Source organism: Paenibacillus sp. J22P15 (assembly GCF_056269345.1).
The window spans coordinates 59,064-82,938 of sequence record NZ_JBWDNT010000009.1; the positions used below are offsets into that span (position 1 = coordinate 59,064).

At 45.9% G+C, this 23,875-nt stretch carries 20 protein-coding genes; 12 read left to right on the forward strand and 8 right to left on the reverse strand.

Annotated features, from left to right (window positions below):
• Positions 1–150: 150 nt before the first annotated feature.
• Positions 151–1,566, reverse strand: coding sequence for a pyruvate kinase (gene pyk, locus AC0YN6_RS18870; RefSeq protein ID WP_475748690.1), 1,416 nt, complete (start codon positions 1,564–1,566; stop codon positions 151–153).
• A gap of 105 nt (positions 1,567–1,671) precedes the next feature.
• Between pyk and AC0YN6_RS18875 the strand changes: the two genes are divergently transcribed.
• The 5 genes from AC0YN6_RS18875 (at position 1,672) to AC0YN6_RS18895 (ending at position 9,148) form a co-directional block, all read left to right on the forward strand.
• A complete protein-coding gene (locus AC0YN6_RS18875; protein ID WP_475748691.1) occupies positions 1,672–2,454 on the forward strand; it encodes an AraC family transcriptional regulator in 783 nt (260 codons plus the stop codon).
• A gap of 393 nt (positions 2,455–2,847) precedes the next feature.
• A complete protein-coding gene (gene thrS / locus AC0YN6_RS18880) occupies positions 2,848–4,761 on the forward strand; it encodes a threonine--tRNA ligase (RefSeq protein WP_475748692.1) in 1,914 nt (637 codons plus the stop codon).
• 230 nt (positions 4,762–4,991) lie between these two features.
• Positions 4,992–5,915, forward strand: a complete 924-nt coding sequence (locus AC0YN6_RS18885; RefSeq protein WP_475748693.1) for a PLP-dependent cysteine synthase family protein — start codon at positions 4,992–4,994, stop codon at positions 5,913–5,915.
• A gap of 1 nt (position 5,916) precedes the next feature.
• Complete coding sequence (locus AC0YN6_RS18890; protein ID WP_475748845.1) at positions 5,917–7,053, forward strand: bifunctional cystathionine gamma-lyase/homocysteine desulfhydrase; 1,137 nt, start codon at positions 5,917–5,919, stop codon at positions 7,051–7,053.
• A 514-nt stretch (positions 7,054–7,567) separates the two neighbouring features.
• Complete coding sequence (locus tag AC0YN6_RS18895) at positions 7,568–9,148, forward strand: ATP-binding protein (RefSeq protein WP_475748694.1); 1,581 nt, start codon at positions 7,568–7,570, stop codon at positions 9,146–9,148.
• Positions 9,149–9,215: 67 nt separating this feature from the next.
• Here AC0YN6_RS18895 and AC0YN6_RS18900 read toward each other — a convergent pair whose 3' ends face one another.
• Positions 9,216–10,037, reverse strand: a complete 822-nt coding sequence (locus AC0YN6_RS18900) for a hypothetical protein (protein ID WP_475748695.1) — start codon at positions 10,035–10,037, stop codon at positions 9,216–9,218.
• Positions 10,038–10,203: 166 nt separating this feature from the next.
• Positions 10,204–11,010 carry a DUF6597 domain-containing transcriptional factor gene (locus AC0YN6_RS18905; protein ID WP_475748697.1) on the reverse strand — a complete coding sequence of 269 codons (807 nt, stop codon included), beginning with the start codon at positions 11,008–11,010 and terminating at the stop codon, positions 10,204–10,206.
• A 136-nt stretch (positions 11,011–11,146) separates the two neighbouring features.
• Between AC0YN6_RS18905 and AC0YN6_RS18910 the strand changes: the two genes are divergently transcribed.
• The 7 genes from AC0YN6_RS18910 to AC0YN6_RS18940 all read left to right on the forward strand — a co-directional run bounded on the left by AC0YN6_RS18910 (position 11,147) and on the right by AC0YN6_RS18940 (position 19,647).
• On the forward strand, positions 11,147–11,596 hold the full coding sequence (locus AC0YN6_RS18910; protein WP_475748698.1) for an SRPBCC family protein: 450 nt from the start codon (positions 11,147–11,149) through the stop codon (positions 11,594–11,596).
• A 152-nt stretch (positions 11,597–11,748) separates the two neighbouring features.
• On the forward strand, positions 11,749–12,528 hold the full coding sequence (locus tag AC0YN6_RS18915) for a Cof-type HAD-IIB family hydrolase (protein WP_475748700.1): 780 nt from the start codon (positions 11,749–11,751) through the stop codon (positions 12,526–12,528).
• Between the two features lie 203 nt (positions 12,529–12,731).
• On the forward strand, positions 12,732–14,501 hold the full coding sequence (locus AC0YN6_RS18920; RefSeq protein ID WP_475748701.1) for an ABC transporter ATP-binding protein: 1,770 nt from the start codon (positions 12,732–12,734) through the stop codon (positions 14,499–14,501).
• Complete coding sequence (locus AC0YN6_RS18925; RefSeq protein ID WP_475748702.1) at positions 14,498–16,291, forward strand: ABC transporter ATP-binding protein; 1,794 nt, start codon at positions 14,498–14,500, stop codon at positions 16,289–16,291. Before AC0YN6_RS18920 ends, AC0YN6_RS18925 begins: the two co-directional genes overlap by 4 nt.
• 337 nt (positions 16,292–16,628) lie before the next feature.
• A complete protein-coding gene (locus tag AC0YN6_RS18930) occupies positions 16,629–17,447 on the forward strand; it encodes a protein-glutamine gamma-glutamyltransferase (protein WP_475748703.1) in 819 nt (272 codons plus the stop codon).
• Positions 17,448–17,593: 146 nt separating this feature from the next.
• Positions 17,594–18,274 carry a response regulator transcription factor gene (locus tag AC0YN6_RS18935; protein ID WP_475748704.1) on the forward strand — a complete coding sequence of 227 codons (681 nt, stop codon included), beginning with the start codon at positions 17,594–17,596 and terminating at the stop codon, positions 18,272–18,274.
• The gene (locus tag AC0YN6_RS18940) at positions 18,271–19,647 is read left to right on the forward strand and encodes a sensor histidine kinase (RefSeq protein ID WP_475748705.1); all 1,377 of its coding nucleotides are present in this window, start codon (positions 18,271–18,273) and stop codon (positions 19,645–19,647) included. Before AC0YN6_RS18935 ends, AC0YN6_RS18940 begins: the two co-directional genes overlap by 4 nt.
• Positions 19,648–20,157: 510 nt before the next feature.
• On the opposite strand, the gene AC0YN6_RS18945 is transcribed toward AC0YN6_RS18940, so the two are convergent.
• From AC0YN6_RS18945 to AC0YN6_RS18965, 5 genes are all read right to left on the reverse strand, one after another.
• Positions 20,158–20,355 (reverse strand): sporulation protein Cse60, encoded by a 198-nt coding sequence (locus AC0YN6_RS18945; RefSeq protein WP_475748706.1) that lies wholly within the window; start codon positions 20,353–20,355, stop codon positions 20,158–20,160.
• 200 nt (positions 20,356–20,555) lie between these two features.
• Positions 20,556–21,743, reverse strand: coding sequence for an alpha/beta fold hydrolase (locus tag AC0YN6_RS18950; protein ID WP_475748707.1), 1,188 nt, complete (start codon positions 21,741–21,743; stop codon positions 20,556–20,558).
• Positions 21,671–22,384 (reverse strand): SDR family oxidoreductase, encoded by a 714-nt coding sequence (locus AC0YN6_RS18955; RefSeq protein WP_475748709.1) that lies wholly within the window; start codon positions 22,382–22,384, stop codon positions 21,671–21,673. Before AC0YN6_RS18955 ends, AC0YN6_RS18950 begins: the two co-directional genes overlap by 73 nt.
• Before the next feature lie 61 nt (positions 22,385–22,445).
• Positions 22,446–23,027, reverse strand: coding sequence for a TetR/AcrR family transcriptional regulator (locus AC0YN6_RS18960; RefSeq protein ID WP_475748710.1), 582 nt, complete (start codon positions 23,025–23,027; stop codon positions 22,446–22,448).
• Between the two features lie 81 nt (positions 23,028–23,108).
• Positions 23,109–23,819 (reverse strand): peptidylprolyl isomerase, encoded by a 711-nt coding sequence (locus AC0YN6_RS18965; RefSeq protein ID WP_475748711.1) that lies wholly within the window; start codon positions 23,817–23,819, stop codon positions 23,109–23,111.
• Between the last annotated feature and the right edge of the window lie 56 nt (positions 23,820–23,875).

The window sequence follows — 23,875 nt, forward strand, 5'->3', positions numbered from 1 at the left end:
ATGCTCCAAAAAGCTCATGAAAGTATGCAAATTGTGAAAGCTTCATGAAATTCTTACTATTGTCAGCTAGAAATACTCACCGATATGTGAAAAAAGCTGCATCGTTCTCAGACGACACAGCTTTTTGGTATGTTGTGAATTGGCAGTAGTCTATACTTGGGCAACTTTGATTAGGTTGGTAGCACCAGCTTGGCCAATTGGAACGCCGGCAGAGAGGACAATAATGTCGCCTGCCTCAATTAATCCAGTCAGCTTGGCATTGCGTGTTGCAGACTCGAACATTTCGTCAGTTGTCTTTACTGCATCACCCTTAACCGGGATAACGCCGGAGAGCAAGCAAATCTTTGGCAGTACATGATCATGCTGTGTGATAGCGATAATTGGCGCCATCGGACGATACTTGGAAACCATGCGTGCAGTAAAGCCGCTTTCCGTTGAAGTAAGAATTGCTTTGGCACTCAGCTCAAGTGAGGAGCTTACGACGCCTTGGCTAATTACTTCGGTAATATTCGTGCTGTGTTGCGATCTTCTTTTCTCGAATTGCTCTTGGTAATCGATCATAGATTCAGCTTTTTTCGCAATGGAAGCCATCATCTGTACGGACGGGATCGGATATTTTCCAGCAGCTGTCTCACCGGAGAGCATCACGACGTCAGCGCCTTGAATAACCGCGTTTGCTACGTCACTTACTTCTGCTCTGGTTGGACGAGGGTTAACCTGCATCGATTCCAACATATGTGTAGCGACGATAACCGGCTTACCTACAAGATTACATTTGTTGATCATTTCACGCTGCATCATCGGTACGTCTTCAATCGGCACTTCAACGCCCAAGTCACCACGCGCGACCATAATGCCATCGGAAGCTTCAATGATAGCATCGAGATTGAGCATACCCTCTTCATTTTCAATTTTGGAAATAATTTGCACATGACTTGCATTCGCTTCTTCAAGAATGTTGCGAATTTCCAAAATATCTTCTGCTTTTCTAACGAAGGAAGCAGCAATGATCTCAATATTATGCTTGATACCAAATTGGATATGCACCACGTCACGTTCAGTTACACCTGGAAGTGTCGTTTTGATACCTGGCAGGTTGACACCCTTGCGAGGCTTCAGCGTACCGCCGCTAATAATTTTGCAACGAATGTCATTGCCTTCTACTGACAAGACAGTGAGGTCCACGAGACCATCATCGATTAGAATCCGGTCATTTGTTTTGACAACGAGCGGAAGCTCAGCGTAATTAACAGGTAGACGAGCTGCATCACCCAGTACATCTTCAGTCGTTAGAATCAATTCTTCTCCAACAACCAGCTCGCAAGAAGCTTCTTTCAGCTTGCCGATGCGAACCTCTGGTCCTTTAATATCCATCATAATCGGCACGAAGGTATTCAGCTCGTGTGCAGCCTGTCTTATATTATTCATTCGCATGACGTGATCTTCTAATTCGCCGTGAGCCATATTCAGTCTACCAACGGTCATACCTGCTTGGATCATCTCTTTAATCGTCGAAACGGAGTCGCAAGCGGGCCCCATTGTACAAATAATTTTTGTTTTTAGCATGTTGTAGGCCTCCTCGTTTTTTCCATTGTAGCGTGAATTCTCGAAAGAGATTAAGAACTATAGTACAATGAATGTACAATAGTACGATTCAAAGGGGCGTTCATTATGCTTGCAATTTTGGATGTGCATCAAGACAATGGGGCGGATTGGTATGAAGAGGGGGCGGGGCGAAAGCTATCCTTTCATCTCTCGCTAGTGACTTATGGGAAATGTGTATATTGGGTGAACGAGGAGAAGGTGATTTTGGAGAAAGGCGATTTACTCCTTATTCCAGGCCATATTCCGTACTATGGGAAAAGCATTCCAACGGTCGTACATACGAAATATGTAGTCAATTTTTGCAAAAAAGCAGCGGAGAGCGAGCTGCCTTTGCTTCAACTGCAAGAGCCGCTTAAGCAGAAGCTTGGACGCTTTGAGGTTATACAGGAGCGGATTCGGGGGGTTATGGCACAATATAAGGAGAGACCCGCCTATTTTAAACTCATGGCAGAGGCGCTTCTGACAGAAGCCTTGGTCTTGCTAAATCAAGAGAAGGATCGCGGTATGATATCCTCTGAGAAGCATCGGCGAGTAGACAGCATGAAACAATATATTTCGACGCATTATCGCGAGAGGGTGACGAAAGAGGAGCTTGGGGATGTCATCAACACGACACCGAATTATGCTGCGACGTTGTTCAAAATGGTCACTAACCAAACGATCAGTGAATACGTGCACAATCAGCGAATGAAAACGGCGATCTACATGCTGACGGAATCGCAGCTGATGATTAGTGAGATCGCGGACTATTTGGGTTATAGCGATGTCTCTTACTTTTATCGCATATTTAAGCGTAATATCGGCAGCTCGCCATCCGATTTCTTGCATGAACGTTCTTCAACAGTTTAAAGCGGTTATCTGCCGGTATTGACTTATATATTTTTTGGAATTACACTTTATCCATAAATAGGCTTTGACCAAAGACATGATTACCTTGTGCGGGCTGTCCAGAGAGAGAGGCTAAGGCTGAGAGCTTCTCCAGCAACCGATTGTGTAATTACCCCTTTGTAGCCGTGTTATTGAACCCGCTGCTTCTACTTAGCGACTGTAAATAACACCGATTCATCCTCGTTATCGGATGCTCAATAAGGATCTTGCTTTAGCTTAGGATCTGGCTTGTTTAGCCAGTAACATACAGCAGCAGATCGAATGAGGGTGGAACCACGAGCTGAACGCACTCGTCCCTTGGTGGGAGAGATGTGTTTTTTTTGCGTTCAACTAAATTCGATCGGAGGCTGCATAATGAGTATTGCAATTACATTACCAGATGGAACAGTTAAGGAGTATCCGCAAGGGACAACCGCTGCACAAGTTGCCGAATCAATCAGTATGGGACTGAGAAAAAATGCAGTAGCCGGAAAAGTCGATGGCAAGGTTGTTGATCTGAACCAGCCGATTCTTGCAAGCAGCAGTGTTGAGATTATTACGCTCGATGGTGCGGAGGGGCTTAAGCTTTACCGTCATAGTACAGCTCATGTCATGGCACAAGCGATCAAACGCATCTACGGGGAGAAGACGGTTAAGCTCGGAATCGGCCCTGTCATTGAGGACGGTTTCTATTATGACGTTGATATCGAGAAGCCGTTATCAAGCGATGATCTTGTTGCTATTGAAGCTGAGATGAACAAAGTTATTCAAGAAAATCTGCCGATACTGCGTCGTGAGGTAAGCCGCGAGGAAGCGACAGCGCTTTTTGTGAAGTCGGATGAGCCGCTGAAGATGGAATTAATTCGTGATTTGCCGGATGAAGCAGTGATTACGCTGTATGAGCAGGGTGAGTTCGTTGATCTTTGCCGCGGTCCACATTTACCGTCCACTGGACGTATAAAGGCGTTTAAGCTGCAAAGTGTAGCAGGTGCTTATTGGCGCGGCAATTCGGATAATAAAATGCTGCAGCGGATATACGGAACGTCCTTCCCTAAGAAGTCGCAGCTTGATGAGCATTTGCAGCTGCTGGAGGAAGCGAAGAAGCGTGATCACCGCAAGCTTGGCAAAGAGCTGGAGCTGTTTATGTTCTCGGAGGAAGCGCCGGGCATGCCTTTCTATTTGCCGAACGGCATGACGATTAGAACGGAGCTGGAGAGTCTGATTCGCGAGCAGCAGCGCCAGCGGGATTATGAGGAAGTTCGCACGCCGTTTATGATGAATCAGCGTTTATGGGAGCAATCGGGACACTGGGATCATTACAAGGACAATATGTATTTTACAAATGTTGACGATACGGCTTATGCGCTTAAACCGATGAACTGCCCAGGGCATATGCTGATTTTCAAAAATAACCTGCACTCCTACAGGGAGCTGCCGATTCGCATGTCGGAATTTGGTCAGGTTCATCGGCATGAGTACTCAGGGGCGCTGAACGGTATGATGCGGGTGCGCACGTTCTGTCAGGATGATGCGCATATATTCGTCCGTCCCGATCAGATTGAATCGGAGATTAGTCATGCAATTGCCTTGATCGATTATATCTATGGTGTATTCGGTTTTGATTTCAAGATCGAGCTGTCGACTAGACCGGAAGACTCCATGGGCTCAGAGGAGCTGTGGGATCAAGCGGAGCAATCGCTGCGCAGCGTGCTTGATAGCCGCAATATTCAATATCGTGTGAATGAGGGCGACGGTGCATTTTATGGACCGAAAATTGACTTTCATATTCTCGATGCCTTGAAGCGCAGCTGGCAATGCGGTACGATCCAACTTGATTTCCAAATGCCGGAGAAGTTCGATTTGTCTTATATTGGCGAAGATAACCAGAAGCATCGCCCTGTCGTCATTCACCGTGCAGTGTATGGGTCGATTGATCGTTTTATCGGCATTTTGACAGAACATTATTCGGGGGCGTTCCCGCTATGGCTTGCACCTGTTCAGGTTAAGCTGCTGCCTGTCTCGGAGAAGTATATCGACTATGCCTTGCAGGTGAAGGAAGCACTCGCTGTTGCGGGTATTCGTACGAAGGTGGATACACGGAATGAGAAGTTAGGATACAAGATTCGCGAGGCAGGTCTGGAGAAAGTGCCTTACACGCTTGTTTTAGGAGAGAATGAAAAAAATGCGGGTACAGTTGCCATTAGGAAACGAGGCGAGGGGGACCTCGGATCACAATCGATTGCCGAGATTGTACAGCGCATAATTGATGAGATTGCAGCTAAAGCTTAGTGTGGTTTGAGAGATTTTCAGAACCATCCAATAGGATGACAAAGGGATGCTCTAAAGTAGATTTTTCTACTTGAGGGGCATCCCTTTTTCTGTTAGCTGGAACAACGCCAACGCCTTAAAGTAGGCTTACAGGGCATAAACACAAAGAGAAGCAGCTTCATATGATGAAGGGTATAGCCCCATTTAAGGATGCGCGTAGGAGGAAATAGGAGTCGTGGGAGGGATTGCAAATGGCGTTGTATCAGAATGTCCATGCACTAATTGGCAATACGCCGCTAGTTGAGCTTACAAGTTATGCGCTGCCGGAAGACGTAAGGCTTTATGCGAAGCTTGAGTATAAAAATCCGGGAGGAAGCGTCAAGGATCGGCTTGGCGTCGAGCTATTGAATGCTGCATTCGCGAGTGGACAATTGCAGCCTGGGGGTACCGTTATAGAAGCAACGGCGGGCAATACGGGAATAGGGCTCGCATTAGCCGCAATAGGTCGGGGAATTTCCACGATCTTCGTTGTTCCAGACAAATTTAGCACAGAAAAACAGCAGTTAATGAGAGCGCTTGGCGCGCGAATTGTAAATACGCCGACTGAGCTTGGCATAGTAGGTGCGGTGCAAAGAGCGGAAGAGCTTATTAAGGAAATACCGGGCGCATATTCACCTAGACAATTCTCTAATGCAGCTAACCCGCTCACATACTATAAAACGCTGGGCCCTGAGCTTTGGCAGGATTTGAATGGGGCAGTTGATGTTTTTGTTGCTGGAGCGGGAACTGGAGGCACATTCATGGGAACGGCACAATATTTGAAGGAACAGAATCCAAAAGTGAAGACAGTCATCGTTGAGCCGGAAGGCTCTATACTTGCTGGTGGAGCTCTGGGCCCCCACAGGACAGAGGGAATTGGCGTAGAGTCGCTGGCTCCGTTTATGGACAGCAGTTATTTCGATGCTATCCACACGATTAAGGATGAGGATGCTTTTGCAAGAGTGAAGGAGCTGGCACAGCTCGAGGGGATGCTTGTGGGCAGTTCATCAGGCGCTGCGCTGCATGCGGCCTTGCTTGAAGCAAAGATCGCTTCGCCGGGCAGCCGAATCGTTACTATTTTTCCAGATGGAAGTGAGAGGTACTTAAGCAAACAGATTTACAAAGGAGGTGCTTAAGCTGAGGCGAAAAACAAGGCTCATTCATGGAGGCAGCTCATTTGATCCATTTACAGGTGCAGTCAGCGTACCGATTTATCAGGTCAGCACCTATAAGCAGGACGATATAGGTGTTCATAAGGGCTATGAATATTCACGTACCGGCAATCCGACGCGTCATGCACTGGAGCAGTATATTGCTGAGCTGGAGGAAGGTGCAAGAGGATTTGCATTTAGCTCGGGCATGGCGGCTATCCATGCTGTATTTTCGATGCTGAGCACAGGCGATCATATTATTTTGACGGATGATGTGTATGGGGGGACGTATCGGATTGTTACGAAGGTGCTGAGCCGGCTTGGCATTGAAGCGACCTTTGCAGATACGACAAGTCTAGAAGAAATAGTGAAGGCGGTTCAACCAAATACGAAGGCGTTGTTTGTGGAAACACCGACGAATCCGCTGCTTAAAGTAACGGACATTGCGGCTGTAGCGACATGGGCTAAAGCTAGGCAGCTGCTATTTATCGTGGATAACACGTTTAGCACGCCCTATTGGCAAAACCCGATTGCACTGGGAGCCGATATCGTGCTTCATTCGGCTACGAAATACATCGGCGGGCATAGTGATGTTGTTGCCGGACTTGTTGTCGTTAGCAACGATAAGCTGGGCGAGGAGCTTCATTTTCTGCAAAATGCGACAGGCGGAATACTCGGTCCACAGGACTCGTGGCTGCTCATCCGCGGTTTGAAGACACTTGGACTGCGCATGGAAGCACATGAGGAGAACGCCAAGGCAATCGTCTCTTATTTATCAGGACAAGAAGCCGTTCAAAGCATTTATTACCCTGGTCTGCTGAGCCATCCGCAGCACGAGCTGACCAAGCGGCAGGCGCGCGGCTTCGGCGGAATGCTATCATTTGACGTAGGCAGTGCGGAGAAAGCGGCTGCGATGATCCGAAAGTTGAGATATTTCACACTTGCTGAGAGCTTAGGTGCAGTAGAGAGTCTCATATCTGTGCCTGCAAGAATGACGCATGCATCTATTCCTAGCGAGCGGCGTGCGCAGCTTGGCATTACGGACGGATTAGTACGCATATCGGTCGGCATTGAAGATAGTGAAGATCTGCTTGAAGATCTAGAGCAGAGCTTGAAGACATGAGGGAGCGAAACATTGTCCCTCATTGTTAATTATTCCGCAACTTATTTTCAGCTTTGTTCGTTAGTTAGAGTAAATCATATGATTAATGACAAAGAATGACAGACGGGTGACCTTTATTAATGATGTGGAACAACCCGAACGTTGACGTTCTATTTTCATCCTGGCATCCCAAATATATAACTGATGTTATAATTAGAAAGAGAAACACTAATAATGTTCTTTTCATCAAAATCCTCCATTTTTAGATAACCATACCATACCCCCAAATTTGGGGGTAGCAATTATTTAATAGAAAAATGCAGTAGTATTATGACCATACGCACCGAAAATAAACCAGGGGTTTGGCCTGGTGATACATCTTTAGCGAATATTTGTGTTCTTTTTGATGGTAAATGTAGATATTAAGTGAATTTTAATAAAAATGGGAAGGAATGTGAGAGGTAGAGCTAGAATATGGGATAATGTTCAACAAAATGGAATCTAGCTGTTCTAGAAAGGTTAGTTGGTACATCATATGATCAATAACGATTTAATTATAGAATCAAATAGACAAAGCCGGTTGAGAGGTCTGAATCCTGATGTGCTGCCTGTCTTTACACAGCGGTTCTCTGATGAGGAGCTTAAAGCCCGGCAAGGACATTACAAAGAAATTATTGAGGTTATTAGTGTTTTTGTTGAAAAGTTTTTATCGACAGTTGCAAATGACCCCTTTTTCCTTGCCATATCGGACAATGAAGGTTACATCCTTGAATTCAGAGGAAATGCCTCAATTATTAGTCAGGTTCGAACGCTGGGTGTTGTTGAAGGTGTACGATACTCTGAAGATATTGGTACGAGTGCGATTGAACTAAGCTTACGTCAGCAGCTGCCTATTCAACTTGTAGGTGATGACCATTACCATAAAGTATTGCACGAGACCGCTTGTTATACCGCGCCTTTCTTTATGGAGGACAACGGTCAGCTGCTAGGTACGGTTTCTATCATGACCACTACGGAGTTTGCTCATCCTCATTTGCTTGCGCTCTTATGTACGATTGTGGATTCTATTGAGCGTGAGCTTATATTGCGGAAGCATAATACACAGCTTCAAATCTTGAACCAGGTTCTTCTGGATACAAACTATTATGGTGTCATCATTGCAGATGTGCAGGGTGTTATTGTAGAAATCAACGATTATTGCGAATCGATATTGAACAATTCCCTTCATGAAGAGAGCAGCTGCCTAGGCACGAGTGTATTTCAAGTAGGCATCATTGGATCTTATTTCGAGCGTGTATTGAAACGTGATGAATCCTGTGTAGGCATAGAGTTATCTATTCCAGTAGAAGATAAGCTGCGTTACTTTATGCTTGATGTGGTTCCTATCTACGATAATGAGTGCAAGCTAACCCGGGTAGTCGGAAGTTTGCGGGATATTACAGAGATGAAGATAGCGGAGGAGCTGCTTCGCAATAACGAGAAGCTCGTGTTTGCAGGCCAGCTTGCTGTCAGCATTGCGCATGAAATTCGTAATCCGATGACTACGGTGAAGGGCATGCTTCAATTGTCCAGCAAAACAACCAATCCACAGCACTACAACTTGATGATGTCGGAGCTGGAGCGGATGAATGCGATTGTGGGTGAGTATTTAATATTAGGCAGACCGCAAGCGGTTCAGTATAAGGAAGAATATTGTGACGAGATTTTGCAAGAGGTCGTTTCGGTATTCGAATTGCAATTCGAGATGAACGGCATTAGGCTGCGTAGTGAGATGGTTGAGAAGGTAAAAATTATGTGTGATCGTGATCAAGTGAAGCAGGTATTTTTGAATATTTTAAAAAATGCTTTGGAAGCTCTGCCCTATGGCGGTGAAGTTAACATCGTACTTGATGTTGCGAACAGCTTTCAACGTATTCGGTTCACCGATAATGGTGTTGGAATGACGGATGAAGTGATGGAGCGTATCGGACAGCCCTTTCATACAACAAGGCGTGATGGGAACGGGCTAGGTATGATGATTGTGGATAAAATTATGTCCTCGCATGGCGGCCGCTTGTCGCTATCCAGCAAGCTTGGAGAGGGCACGATTGTTGAGGTGCAGTTCCCTGCAATATAAAGTATAGAAGACGACCAAGACGTGGCGTTCACGATCTGCGGTCGTCTTTTTTTGCTGGATGCTTATATTACTTATTGGCTGCTATTTGTGCGTCGACTTTAGCAATAATGATCTTCGTTTGCTGCTCATATGTATATGTCTTTTGCTTCTGCTCGTTAATTTGTTTCGTGTATGCGAGCATTCTAATAAAGGAGCTTAAAGTGGCTGACACGTCCCCTTTTTTCAACATCTGATTTAAAATCGAGCTCTCCGTCGCAAACTGTTTCTTTGTGCTGCTGATTACACTCTTGGAAGATTTAATTTTTACCTTAAGCGGGTCGATACCGCTCAGAAGCTCACGTAATTTTTTGATCGTTTTGGCTTTGTTCGCTTTCGCTGTCTTTAGGGCGGTCTCTTTGCTGCGTATATCCAGCTTGGCAAGCGAAACGGCAGCTTTGGTCGTTTCAACCTGAGGCTTTAGCACATTCGTCAGCATCTTATCCTTGAATGATTTGGCTATTTTAAGCTGTTGGTTCAACGTATCATAGAGATGGAACAGGGGCTCGTATTTCTTTTTTGTTTGCGTAACAGCTGCTTCTAGGCGGATCAGTTTCTCCGCGTCCACTTTTTTTATTCGCTTCCGCGTAGCGAGCACAGCCTCCTCATTCTGATAATGCAGTTTGTCTATTCGCACATCCCATTCAACGGTCTGATTCTGGCTAGCCTGCAATTCAGTGTAATGCGACGTTAATTTGGCGGAGGTCCCTTTATCCGCAGCTGCTTTCATTTTGTCAAAAGCGGTTTTGGCGGTAACGCTAAACTCAAACGATGCAGCGGCAAGAGCGGCTGGACTAACAAGCACGAGTACGAGCACAAGCAGGATTGCGGTTGCTTTGGTAACGGATTGCATGATCAATAAAACCTCCTTTGGTTTAGGCAAACAACGCAAAAAAAGCACCTGCAAGATAGGCGTAATACGCCATCTCTTACGGGTGCTTCCATCGTAAGCCGTACTTATTGAACTGGTTTCTATAAATATACAGGATGCTCCAGGCCGCAGTCAAGCGATGTTTGTGCTACAAAACTAGCGTTTTGGCATACTCATCTGGCGTTTTACCGATAATGGATTTGAAATCCTTTATGAAATGAGATTGATCATAGTAGCCGAGCTCGGCAGACAGCTTTAAAGTGTCATAATGACTGTTCTTATCGATAGCTTCTGCCGCATTTTGCAATCGATATAGCTTAATAACCCACTTTGGGCTTATGCCGATATATTGGTTAAATAGGCGCTGAAGTGTTCTTTTGTTTATATTGAAGCTCTCGCACAGCTGCTCCACCCGGGTCAGCTCATGGTCCTCTAGAATTTTTGCGATGATTGAATTTATAAACGTAATCGAATCATCCTGTTGTGGGAGATGACGTCGAAATAAAGCTTCCGTAAGTGCGACTAATTCAGCAGGGTTCACTGCGGACCGTAGCTGCTGCTCGTATTCTATAGCCTCTATACCGAAAACAGCTTCAATCGACATCGCTTGATCAGTAAGATTCGAAAGAGGTGTTTTTACGAAAGGATAAAACCCTCCAGGCTGGAATTTCACGCCGAATACTTGTCCTTTTCCTTCAATTGTCTTCGTATACATCCGGCTGGCAACGCCATAAATGCCGCTTTTATCGTTTTCTATAACTAAATTGACACAAGGATTCGGAACAACATCCTGCAAATATGGTGCTTGTTCTTCCAAATTCCAGCTCACGATCCAATAGTGCTTAACGAAATGCTGGAGAGACTCGGAAGGGGCATAACGGGCAATATGAAATTTTTTCTCGGCCTCGTTCATCTGCAAAATACCCATGCTGCGCTTTTGCTCGATAGCTTTCATCTATCAATCTCTCCTAATGATCGAATTGTCGCGTTTTTACAATACTATCCATTCAAATAGCTTTATACTACGGTTAGAAAACGTCAGCTATTTACTGCTGCAAACATGAAATGAAATCAAAAAAGGAGTGTAACACATGGAGTTTAAATATGAGTTTTATATCGGTGCAGCGCCTGAGAAGGTATGGGATGCGTTAGTATCGCCGGAGGGAACGCGGCAAACTTTTTTTGGCTGCGTCATTAATTCCGCCTTTGAAGCGGGTTCTTCCTTTCAATACGTTGGTCCCGGTACGGAAGGTGATGAGACGGTTCACATTTATGGTACTATTTTAGCATATGAAACGAATAAAATATTTAGCGTATTGGAGCATCCAGGCCCCTCTTACCGTCCGAACCATGCGGAGCTGGAGTCCAGAATTACCTTTACGTTAGAAGAGGTTGGAGCAACAACGAAATTAACTCTAGTCAATGATCAGTTTACTGAAAATCACCCTTCGCTCGCAACAGTGGATAGTCAGTGGTGGATGATTATTAGTAATTTGAAGACCTTTGTCGAGACGGGCAAAGGGCTAGACTTTGGCTGGTAACCCTATGAATAACGAAGAAGCATCAGCCGCAGCTGGTGCTTCTTTTTATTCCGGTATACGGTCAATGATTTCTTTTCCGAGTCGGATTCTTTATACTATATAAAAAGGACAGGCGCCGGACGTCTGCGACTACGGATTGGAGAGAAGAGAAGATGGGGTACAAAATTGTATTTTTTGATATCGACGGAACATTGATCAACGAGCATAAAGAAATACCAGCAGATACGATTAAGGCGATTGCTGAGCTGAAGGAAAGCGGCGTTGAGCCAGTAATTGCAACAGGCAGAGCACCTTACTTTATTAAGCCGCTCGCTGAGCAGCTCGGAATCGAGTCATTCGTATGTCTAAATGGCGGATATGTTGTCTACAAGGGAACTCCGCTTTATCGACGTGAGATTGAGAAGGGTCGACTGGAGAGACTCGTTAAGGTTGCAGCTGAGCATAATCACGGGCTTGTTTTTGAAGGGGAGCATAACTTCTTTGCTGACAAAGAGGATCATCCTTTTATTATAGATTCCGTTAATTCTTTGAAAGTGGATTTGCCGGGCTATAATCCAGAGTTCTGGAAGACGGACGATATTTTCCAAGTGTTCCTGCACTGTGAGAGCCACGATGAGCATCTGTATGATGGACTGCATGACGAGCTGAAGCTTATTCGTTGGCATCCTCAAGCCATTGATGTTCTTCCTGCTGGAGGCTCGAAGGCACAAGGAATTGAGGCTTTGCTTGATAAGCTAGGCATGACGACTGCGGATGCGGTTGCTTTTGGCGATGGGCTGAATGATATTGAAATGCTGGAAACAGTCGGCTTCGGCGTTGCTATGGGCAACTCACATCCGAACCTGCTGCCATTTGCGGATTATGTGACGACGCATGTTGATGAGCAAGGGATTCGGAACGGCTTGGTGAAGGCTGGTTTGCTCGAGAAATAATGCACGAATGAGTGTGAATCTGCTTTGTGTGTAAATATGCAAAAAAAAGATGCAGAGCTGGTCCTTATTTAAGGGTCAGCTCTTTTCTTGTTCTGTGCAGAGCAGCTATAGCTGTTCTTTACCTTGCCACCAATCCTCTCTCCATTCTAAGATGAATATGAAATATATGGATGAAGAACCCCGCTGTTTGGAGGTAATCGAAAATGAATATTCCCATGAAACAATATTGGAAATTGTTAAACACTTATTTAAAGCATGAGCGGCGCAAGTTAGTGCTGCTGTCGGGACTGCTTCTTGCCAGTATTGGTTTACAGCTTTGGAATCCACAAATCATTCGGCATTTTATTGATAGCGCCCTACAGCCAGGCGTTCAAATTAATGACCTGATAGGCAGTGCGTTGCTGTTCATTTCAGTTGCGCTTCTGTATCAGCTTGCCAGTGTTTCTTCTGGTTATATCGGAGAACAGGTTGGCTGGACAGCAACGAATGAGCTGAGAGGCGATTTGGCGAAGCATTGCCTTCACCTCGATCAATCTTTTCACAAAGAACGAACGAGCGGTGAGATGATTCAAAGGATTGATGGCGATGTGAATGAGCTGTCGCATTTCTTCTCCAACTTCATATTTATGTTGGTTGCCAACCTTTTGCTTATCGCAGGTGTACTCGTGTTGATGTTTCGGGAGGATTGGCGATTAGGAGCAGGCATGACTGTATTCGTCATATTAACGATATTTGTGCTCCAACGAATTCGGACGGCGTTCTCGCCATTTTGGGTAAAATCAAGCGAAGCACACGCAGAGTTTTATGGATTTGTTGGCGAGCATCTGGCTGGTACTGAGGATACACGGGCAAATGGAGCGAGTGAATTTGTTATGAGGCGGTTTCATGGACTGCTCCGCAAAATATTGCCGATTACTCTGAAAGCAAGTATTGGCGGTTATTCGATGTGGGTATCGACGATCTTTGTATTCACTCTTGGTCGATCGTTGGCTTTATTATATTGCGCCTATTTGTGGACAACGGATGCGATGAGCCTAGGCACGATTTATTTGGTCTTTACGTATACGGAGCTGCTCAATCATCCGCTAGAGCAAATTCGCACTCAAATTCAAGATTTACAGCGGGCGGATGCTAGTATTGTAAGGGTTAGCGGACTATTTGCGACCGAATCTAAGCTTAAAGAGAAAGAAAAAGCTGATGTATTGTCTGAAGGCGCTCTTTCTGTTGATTATCAGAATGTGTCATTTGCTTATTCTGGCGAGGGCGGCGACGGTAACGAGGAGTATGTGCTCCAAAATGTTCAGTTTGAGCTTAAGCCTGGGCGAGTGCTCGGATTGCTAGGGCGGACAGGGAGCGGAAAAAGCACATTAGCGCGGCTGCTCGTTCGTTTCTATGATGTAAAAGAAGGTGCGATCCAGCTGAATGGAACGGATATTCGACATGTTTCGTTGCCAAACCTGCGCAGCCGAATTGCAATGGTTTCTCAAAATATTCAGCTGTTTCAAGCGTCTGTGCGTGATAACCTCACCCTTTACGATAAATCGATTTCAGATGAACGGCTTCATGAAGTGCTCGATGATCTCGGGTTAGGAAGCTGGCTGGCTTCACTTGGGGAAGGGCTGGATACACAGCTTGCCTCGGGGGGAAGCGGCTTGTCGGCAGGCGAGGCGCAGCTGCTTGCATTCGCTCGTGCTTTTCTCTCTAATCCCGGTATCGTCATTCTCGATGAGGCAACTTCAAGGCTTGATCCAGCGACTGAATTGCATATTGAGAGAGCAATCGACAAGCTGCTGGCAGGTCGCACTGCAATTATAATTGCCCACCGGCTTGCCACGATTAAACGAGCAGATGACATTCTCATTCTGGATGCAGGAACGACCGTGGAATCAGGCGTAAGATCACAGCTCGCGGCTGATCCCAATTCGAGGTTATACCAATTACTACAAATCGGAGCAGCGGAGGTGCTTGTATGAACAGCAAAGAAATGTCTACGATACAAGCGATGTGGCGTCTCATTTGTTACCGCCCGGTGCTCTATACAGCAAACGCTATACTTTGGGCAGGCATTCATCTTTTCCCGCTGCTGCCCGGGTTAATTATTCAGCAGTTTTTTGATTCGCTGACAGGTCAAGCGAGTTGGTCGCTTAGCGCTTCAAACTTGGCTGTCCTGCTGATGGCCGTAGCGGTGGCTAGAATCGTCATGATCTATGGCGGCGCATTAACGGATACGATTCATCGCTTTAACATGAGCTCCTTGCTGCGGTGGAACATGCTGCGCTGGATTTTGCGACAGCCGGCAGCGGCGGCGATTCCGTGCTCGCCAGGCGAGGCGGCTACACAATTTCGCGACGATGCCAATCAAGCAGAGGACGCGATCAGCTGGACGCTTGATTTCATTGGAAAATTGTTATTTGCTGCTGCTGCAATCATTATTTTGCTGCGTGTTAACGTTAGTATTACCTGTTATGTTTTTCTTCCGCTGGTTCTCGTTGTATCGGTCACTCAGATTGCCTCAAAGCGCCTGCAATCCTACCGTGCTACCAGTCGTGATGCAACGGGCAAAGTAACGGGTATGGTGGGTGAAATGTTCAGCTCGGTGCAGGCTATTCAGCTTGCTGGTGCTGAGAATCGGTTTATCGAGAGACTGCGTCTATTAAATAAGCAGCGTAGACAGGCTGCGCTCAAGGATCGATTATTTACCTCTATACTGGATTCTGTATTTGCGAATATCGTTAATTTAGGAACAGGATTTATTTTGCTTCTAGGCGCTTCCGCCATGCAGCGCTCGGAGCTGAGTGTCGGTGACTTTGCGTTATTTGTCTACTATTTGACGTTCGTGACTGATTTCACTGCTTTTTTTGGCAGGTTTTTAGCTACTGTACAGCAAACAGGCATTTCCTTTAAGCGGATGGTGCAGTTGTTACAAGGCGCATCAACCGATAAGCTTACTGAGCATCGCTCTTTGCAGCTAAATGGTTCATTTCCGGAGGAGAGCGGGGATACAATGCAAGGTGCAAATGACGCCCGGTTTCACACACTTTCGATACGAGGACTCAGCTATCATTATAAAGATTCAGGCAGAGGAATTGAGGATATCAGCATGGAGCTTACAAGGGGCAGCTTTACTGTTGTAACAGGGCGAATTGGCTCTGGCAAAACAACGCTGCTCCGCTCCGTGCTGGGGCTGCTGCCGCTGCAAGCGGGAGAAATATGGTGGAATGATAGGCTTGTGTCGAATCCGGACACTTTTTTTGCTCCGCCGCGAAGCGCCTATACTTCGCAGGTGCCTAATTTGTTTAGCGAGACGCTGCAAACGAATATTTTGCTCGGATTGCCTGATGATCTAGACCGTAAGCAGAGAGCAATCCATACGGCTGTGCTGGACAAAGATATTTTGCAGCTTGAGCAGGGCCTCGAAACGATGATCGGCCAGCGCGGCGTGAAGCTGTCTGGGGGGCAGGCACAGCGAACAGCTGCTGCTCGGATGTTCATCCGTGAGCCGGAGCTGCTCGTATTCGATGACTTATCGAGCGCGCTGGATGTGACAACAGAGAAGCTGCTTTGGGAGCGAGTGGAGAAAATGCCGCATGCAGCATGCCTAATTGTTTCTCATCGCAAGACAGCTCTGCAGCGAGCTGACCATATTATCGTTATGAAAGATGGGAAAATAGAAGCTCAAGGAACGCTGAATCATTTGCTCGCGGTTTCCGCGGAAATGAGGCTGTTATGGGATGAAGAGAATACAGAAGAAACAGATAAATGAGCAAAGAGGTATGAACGATTCCTAGATGTTGGTACTTCCATCCTAACAAGGGCAGGTTTCCGCGAACAACAGCGATCGGAAGAACATTCGACTGTGTAGTGAATTTGGGAACCATATTTGTTCTGAATAGAAAGGGGCTATCCCATCGTCATCTTTGATGACTTTTGGGACAGCCCCTTCTGCTGCTTGTGAAACTATTTGACAGCAATCAATCTAGCTTGCTCATTCAGCTTTTTCGACGGCATGCGCGCAGGTTCAGCTTGATCACTACTCACCAATTTTTATTTTATACGTACAATAACCTATACGATTATGAATGAAATGGAGGAAACCGAAGGTGATACTTGTATCAGGCAGTCCGACGTTTACGCTTAATCCTCTAACGTTGACGGAAATTGAAAGGAAAATACTGAAAGAAAAGCAGAACAGTCAGATTGTCTATCGCTATCCGTCTGATGATGCATTGGAGTTCGAACTGAAAATGCGAATGCATACCGTTGAGGCAGCAAAAGCGCTGTATGCGAGCGGAGTGAGCTTTGCGACCTTTGCCGGCTCGAAGTGCAATGAGCAATATTGGACGCGTACGGAGAATGGCGGCTTTCAGCTAAAGGGAGGCGTGCTGCCTTCTGTTGGCATAAATGATATTTTTGAGAATGGACATTTGTACGGCTTCGAGTGTGCGGGTGCAATTATTATTATTTTTTATAAGGCGGTACTGGATACGGTTGGCGATGCTGTGTTTAACGCTTATTTTAAAAACTTATTTTTGCGCGACTGGCAATACGACCGTGATTTGAGCTTGATTACAACTTTTAATAAAAACGAAGCCTACCCCGGCGATGCACTTTATTTCAAAAACCCGGAGCATGATCCGGAAACACCTGAATGGCAGGGCGAAAACGTCATCATGCTGGACGATGACTTGTACTTTGGGCATGGAATCGGTATTGAATCCGGTAAAGATATTATTCGTGCGCTGAACCGCATGCGGTTTGAGAACGCCAGCATATCGGCATATTTGCAAGATATCGTCGTTCATCCAGACTACGAATATTTGCGCGGCTTATCGGTGAGGGACGTGTGGTGGGAGGGTGAAAGTACAGAGGAGCGGCTTGGCATTGCGGCAAGGATAGGCATAGGTACGGTTATCTATTAAAATGTTTTGTATGGGCGCTATATGCGAATGACACCGGTAGGAGATGCGTTTACCGCCTTCGAATACGGGTGTTTTCTTGTTGCTTGCATAGAGGAGTATAATAGAGCCAATAACGATAAATAAGATTATCTATAGGGAGCAAGCAAATGCGAATGCACGTGTTAATTGTAGACGATGATTCCTCCATTCGAGAGCTGCTGCGATTCGTCTTAGGGAAGGACGGCTACGTCGTGCTCGAAGCGGAGGATGGACAAGCGGCGTCTGTGCTGCTTGAGAACGAGCAGGTTCATCTTGCTGTCGTCGATATTATGATGCCTGGAAAAAATGGTTACGAGCTGTGCCGTGAAATAAGAGACCATTATGACATTCCCGTCATTATGCTGACTGCAAGAGGGGAGATGGAGGATAAGGAGCAAGGGTTTGATTCCGGAACGGACGATTATTTGGTCAAGCCATTTGAACCGAAGGAGCTTTTGTTTCGAATAAAAGCACTGCTGCGCCGCTATCGCCTTGTATCCTCCGAGGTGATCAAGCTCGGGAGCGTATCTATTGATCGCAGAGGTTATGAAATCAAAATAGGCGATGAAATAATTACGCTGCCGCTGCGTGAATTTGAGCTGCTGTCGCAGCTCGCCAGCCATCCAGGCCGTATTTATACGAGGGAGCAGCTTATTCAGCTGATTTGGAGCGCAGATTTCAAAGGGGACAGCCGCACGGTTGATGTTCATATAAAACGACTGCGCGAGCGGTTCGCGGACTGCCAGAATGATTTTACGATTACTACGATTCGAGGTCTCGGCTACAAGCTGGAGGTGCACGAGGGATGAAATCGTTATATGTACGTATCGTCTTCACGTTTGTGATGGTCGCTATGATCAGCCTCATTCTTGGTTTGCTGTTCACAAGCCTGTACTATCAAAATAATCAACAATCAAGCAATGAACAAAAAATGATCGCAATTGCCCAAAATATAAGTGCCCAATATGAGCAAAATCCGGAAATGGATTTGGATAGCTATTTGACACATATTGCCGCGCTTGGTTATCAGATTTTTTTGGTTCGAGAAGATATGCAGGAACAAGTCTATGGCTCGCCCTTTAAGCATGGGAAGCTGAGCGAGGAGCAAATACAATCCGTGTTGAACGGGACTATGTACAGAGGATTGGAGGAACAGAAGGGCAGACTGGAGCTGTTTTCCTATTTCAAAAATAGTATTTTGAATACAGCGGGTTTGAGGATTCAGACGCAGGAGGGGAAAGCAGCTCTGTTTATCCGTCCTGATTTGCAGCAGCAAATTGGAGAAATTCGTATTATTGCAGCTGTATTGATCGGCGCTACTTTTATAATTAGTTTGCTGCTTATCGTTTTCTTATCACGCCTTATTGTAAAGCCGGTCAATGAGCTGACAAGAGCAACGAAGAAGATTGTTGCAGGTGATTTTGAAGCAGGGCTGCAGCTGTCACGCAAGGATGAGATTGGAGAACTGGCACGCAATTTCTCGGCCATGGCGGTGGCAATTAAGCAGCTGGATCAGATGAGGCAAGAGTTTGTTGCGAACGTCTCCCATGAATTTCAAACGCCGCTTACTTCCATGCAGGGCTTAGCTCGGGCGGTGCTTGATAAGGAAACGACACCGGAACAGACGGATAGCTATTTGACCATTATTGAGAAGGAAAGCAAGCGTCTATCTCGTTTAAGCAAGCAGCTGCTAACGCTGGCTGCTCTAGACAAAGATAGTAAGCCGCTCCATAAGACTGACTTTCGCCTAGACGAACAAATACGCCAGCTATTAATTACGCTGGAATGGCAATGGACGGAGAAGGATCTGCAATTGGAGCTTGAACTGCCGGACATCGTCATTCATGCCGATCAAGAGCTTCTCTATGAGGTATGGCTGAATCTGATCGCCAACAGTATTAAGTTCTCTGATGCAGGGCAGCCAATTAGCATTAAAATAACGGAGAGTGACGTTATTACCGTCGTGATAGAGGATAAGGGAATGGGAATACCAGAAGAGGACCTTCCGTTTGTTTTTGATCGATTCTATAAGGCGGATAAAGCCCGTAATTATACTTCCGCAGGAAGCGGGCTAGGACTATCTATTGTGCAAAAAATGGTGGCTCTGCATCGAGGCAGCATTATTTTGCAAAGCCAGCCCGCAGCGGGTACGACGGTTACAGTCACACTGCCGCGAGCGTAATATCGTTTCCAGCAAAGTCTCATTCCTTTGAGTTTTAAGGGAATGAGTTTTTTTCTAGATTTTTGTGTTACCTCGGTTTAATCTACGGGCGCGGAATTGCTTGTAAATACAAAAGAAATACAAATAAGCAAGCAGCTGGCGCCATGGATAGGCGACGAGTGCTTGCTTATTTGCTGTTGTCTGGGAGGGAAAAGGAAGCTAAGGTTTTGTGAATATTCCGCTCTTTAATAAAAACGCACGATTAAAAGTTAAATATTTCATAGTCAACCTCCAATTAAAATAAGTGATAGCGGTTCCAAGACAGCAGCCTCTATTTAATGAAACATACATAGATGGCATAGCCGACAGCTATAGCTATCAAACCAATTGCTGCCGTGGATGAAAGAGTGCAAAAAAATATTTCCCACTTATCTTTTTTGGTGCTCCGAATGTCCTTTTCCTCATTTCCCTGCGTCTCATGATATGTTGGATTATCTCGACGAGGCTTAATGATAGGATCACCCGCTTTCTTTATTCTTTTTCTTTATTTTGCTTATAGACGACCAGAATAGTGCTGCGTTGATAGGCGTTTCCTGATGTCGTTGTTTTGATCATGGAGCCATAACAAATATTAATGACTTGATCGTCGTTCAGCTCTGCCAAAAACTCATTAGCTCTTTTTTCTGCAAAAACCGAATCTGTATCAATAAATTCTTTAACCTGAATCATACTCGAAGTATCCTCCCTTACCAACCATACAGATAGGCATCCCGCGTCAATAGCAGAATGCCTTCTGACGTCCACCATAGCATTGAGGGTCGAAAGTGTCAACCGTCATTGCCCAGTGCTTAAATCTATGCGCAAAAAAAGAGGAACGGTCTCGTAATAATGACGAAGCGTCCCTTGTTTTTTAAAGCAGCTCATATAAATTAGAGCCCTGCTTGAAATAATAGCTGTGCGGTTTCAACTGGATGTGAGAGGGGAAAGTGGTGACCGCTCGTTATAAGCTGAGTAGGGACTGTGCTATATGCTTTGGGCATTGCGTATACACGATCCTGTGTACCCCAAATAATACTAATTTGTTTGCCGTTCCACCGTTCTGGCTGGAGCTCGAAGTGTTCGGCTTTCGATAACGCAGCCATCGTATCAGCGAGCGTCGTTCTCACGCGCGGTGAGCTAAGCTCGCTCATGACATATTCGGTGTAGCTCTTAGGTATTTGATTTAAGCTCTCGAAACATCCCTGTGATACAAGCTTCTTGGTGAAGGCGGCCTGAGATAAATGGGGCAAAATCATTCGATTAACGAGCTGATTTTTAAACTGAGCGTTTGCAGGGTGAAGCGCGGGCTGCAGCAAATATACCGCATGAATGCGATCCGGCATTCGTTCCATCACCTTGGCTGCTAGTAAAGCGCCATAGGAGTGGCCAATTAAAGTAACGGATTGTTGCTGCGCCGCAACTGCCGACATAATGGCATCTACGTGACTCTCGACTACGTTTGCGGGATGATGGTGATAGGGGGAGCGCCCAAAGCCAGGCAGATCAGCAATCCACACCTGCCGACCATGCAGCTCCGAAGCTAACGGAAGAAGACAGTCCGCGCCGCTGAAGGTGCCGGGCAGCAGCAATATTGGATTCCCGCTGCCTGTTTTCTCAAGAGTAGCGAGCGGGCCTCGTTTGCTGCGTTGGAAGTGAGGGTGGTTCAGCGAGCCATGTGATAGACGATAGTCTAAGTCGGCGATCACATGCGGGAGGATTGAAGCATTCACAGATCTGGGCAGGGAATACTTTTGCTGAATATGCTGAGTGCTTTGTACCTGGAAATTGTGATCGACAATAAAGCTGAGCGACTCCTTTGGAATGCCTAGCTTGCGGCCAATACGGGTTTTTAACAGCTTTGCTAGTAGTGCAAGAGGGATAGAACTGATTGGAGCAGGAACGCGGAGTTCCTTGTTAATGAGTTTAATAAGCTGGGTCATATTAGGGCTGGCTGATTGTTCATCAAGTAAATAATAGGTTTGGTTCAAAGGATGTTGTTCGTTTGCTAGAGCTGCGATGAAAGCGGCTGTATGATCCACATGGACGAGCGGGAGCCAGTGCTTCTTGCCTCCAGGCACCCCCCCATAAGCTTTCTTCTAGATGCTGCGATTAAAATACCGAGTCCTCCGGTTTGCTCTGTGCTGCCAGTGGCAGATTCGCCGATGACCACGCTTGGATGAACGACCGAAAGTGAATATCCGCTTTGCTTAGCTTGATGACGAATGTGGAGATCGGCAGTAATCTTCATTTTCTCATAAGGCGATTCATGCTCTAACAGCTTCATTATAGCTGTGGTTTCATTTAAATTTTGATCCGTTACAGGGCTCTTGTAGCCAACGACATGGATGAAATGGCGGAAACTTCCGCTTTGGTAAAGCTCGTTTGCGAGTGTTGCTAAATAGTCAGCTGCATCCAGAAAAACCTGCTTGGCCTGCTGCTCAGTTAGCAGAATATCCATCGGTCCGCCAGCGTGAATGATGACGTCAACGCTTTGTAGGGCAAGGCGGTCGCTTGCGGACAAGCCGAGTCCTTGTTTCGTCAGGTCTCCAATAACAACGGATAGGAAGTTGTAATCCTTCGTATTGGTTTGCTCCATGAGCTTAGCGGCCTTGCTATGGGAGCGGACTAAAGCGGTAATGTGATGGCCGCTTGCTGCAAGCTGTTTGACAACCTGCGAGCCAACAAAACCAGTTCCGCCCGTAATGAATACATTTGCCATGATGAATACACTCCTTCAAATTTATTAGTAATACTACTTAGTACTAATTTGAGTAAAAAAATTACTTCAGCATAGAAGCTAAAGTATGAAGCGATTGCTGTAGGATGGTTGAATCCTGTTTGGCATGCTGCAGGAACAGTCCGCCTTCGATCGTGGACAAAATTAAGGAAGCCGTCGGCTGCGGAGACAGGTTTCTGTTAATTTCATTTCTAGCGATGCCCTCTGTAATAAGCTGTTCGAGAATCGTCAGTTGTCTGGTGAAAAAAAGGCTGATTTGTTCACGGATCGCAGCTGCTTCCATAGGTGTCTGTGTGTAAAGTGTAAGAAAAGGACAGCCTCCGAGACAATCGATGTCTTGATCGATAAGCACATGCATCAGCTTAGTGAGTCTCTCCATGATCGGCAGCTCAGTTTGGGAGGCGATATGGGCGATAAGTGTTTCGTATCGCTCAGTCATCTGCTCAATAATGGTGGACAACAGCTCCTCCTTACTCTTGAAATAGTAATAAATATTAGTCTTGGATACTTTGCTCGCAGCAACGATATCATCCATGCTGGTAACTAGATAACCTTTGCTCAAAAAAAGGCTGGTAGCTGTCTGGAGCGCAATCTCGCGATTGGATAATTTTGAATTAGTTTTCATATTAGTACTATATAGTACTAATTATTGCGATGTCAATTATAAAAAAAGAGAAGGGCTTAGCCCTTCTCTCAAATTCTGCTGTTAATTTGTTTTGGTTGGTTCTTCAAACGTCATGCCGAGCGTATCTACGGTTACTTTTTTCATGGAGATCGGTGTTTTTGGTCTATCACTTGCATCAGTCTCTTGATTGACGATTTCATCGACGGCGTCCATGCCTTCTGTTACTTTACCGAAAGAGGCGTATTCGTTATCGAGCGAAGGAGCATCTGCCACCATGATGAAAAATTGCGAACCGCCTGTATCTGGATCGTTAGTACGAGCCATGGAGAGTATCCCGCGTGTATGCTTCAATTTATTCTCGAAGCCGTTGCTTTGGAACTCGCCTGGAATGCTGTAACCTGGGCCGCCCATTCCGGAACCTTCGGGATCCCCGCCTTGAATCATGAAACCTGGAATAACACGGTGGAAAATAACGCCGTCATAAAAGTTTTTGTTAATAAGGGAGATAAAGTTGTTTACGGTATTAGGTGCAACCTCTGGATATAGCTCAAGTTTAATGATTTTGTCATTGCTTAGTTGAATGGTTACAACGGGATGCTTGTCCGAGCCAAGAAGCTCAGGGCCGTCCTCCGCAGGTGTTTCCGTCGGGGTAGTTGTGTTTGCGCTGCCGCCCCCTGATCCGGCGTTTTTGTTCCCTTCTTTACTTCCATTAGCGCCGCAGCCCGATGCCACAACGAGCAGGGCGAGCATGAGGAGCATCATCATCCCTAGACGTTTGTTTTTAAACAACATTTCAATATCCTCCTTAAATTTGCGAATGCAAATGACTTCGGATCGAACCGATTTGC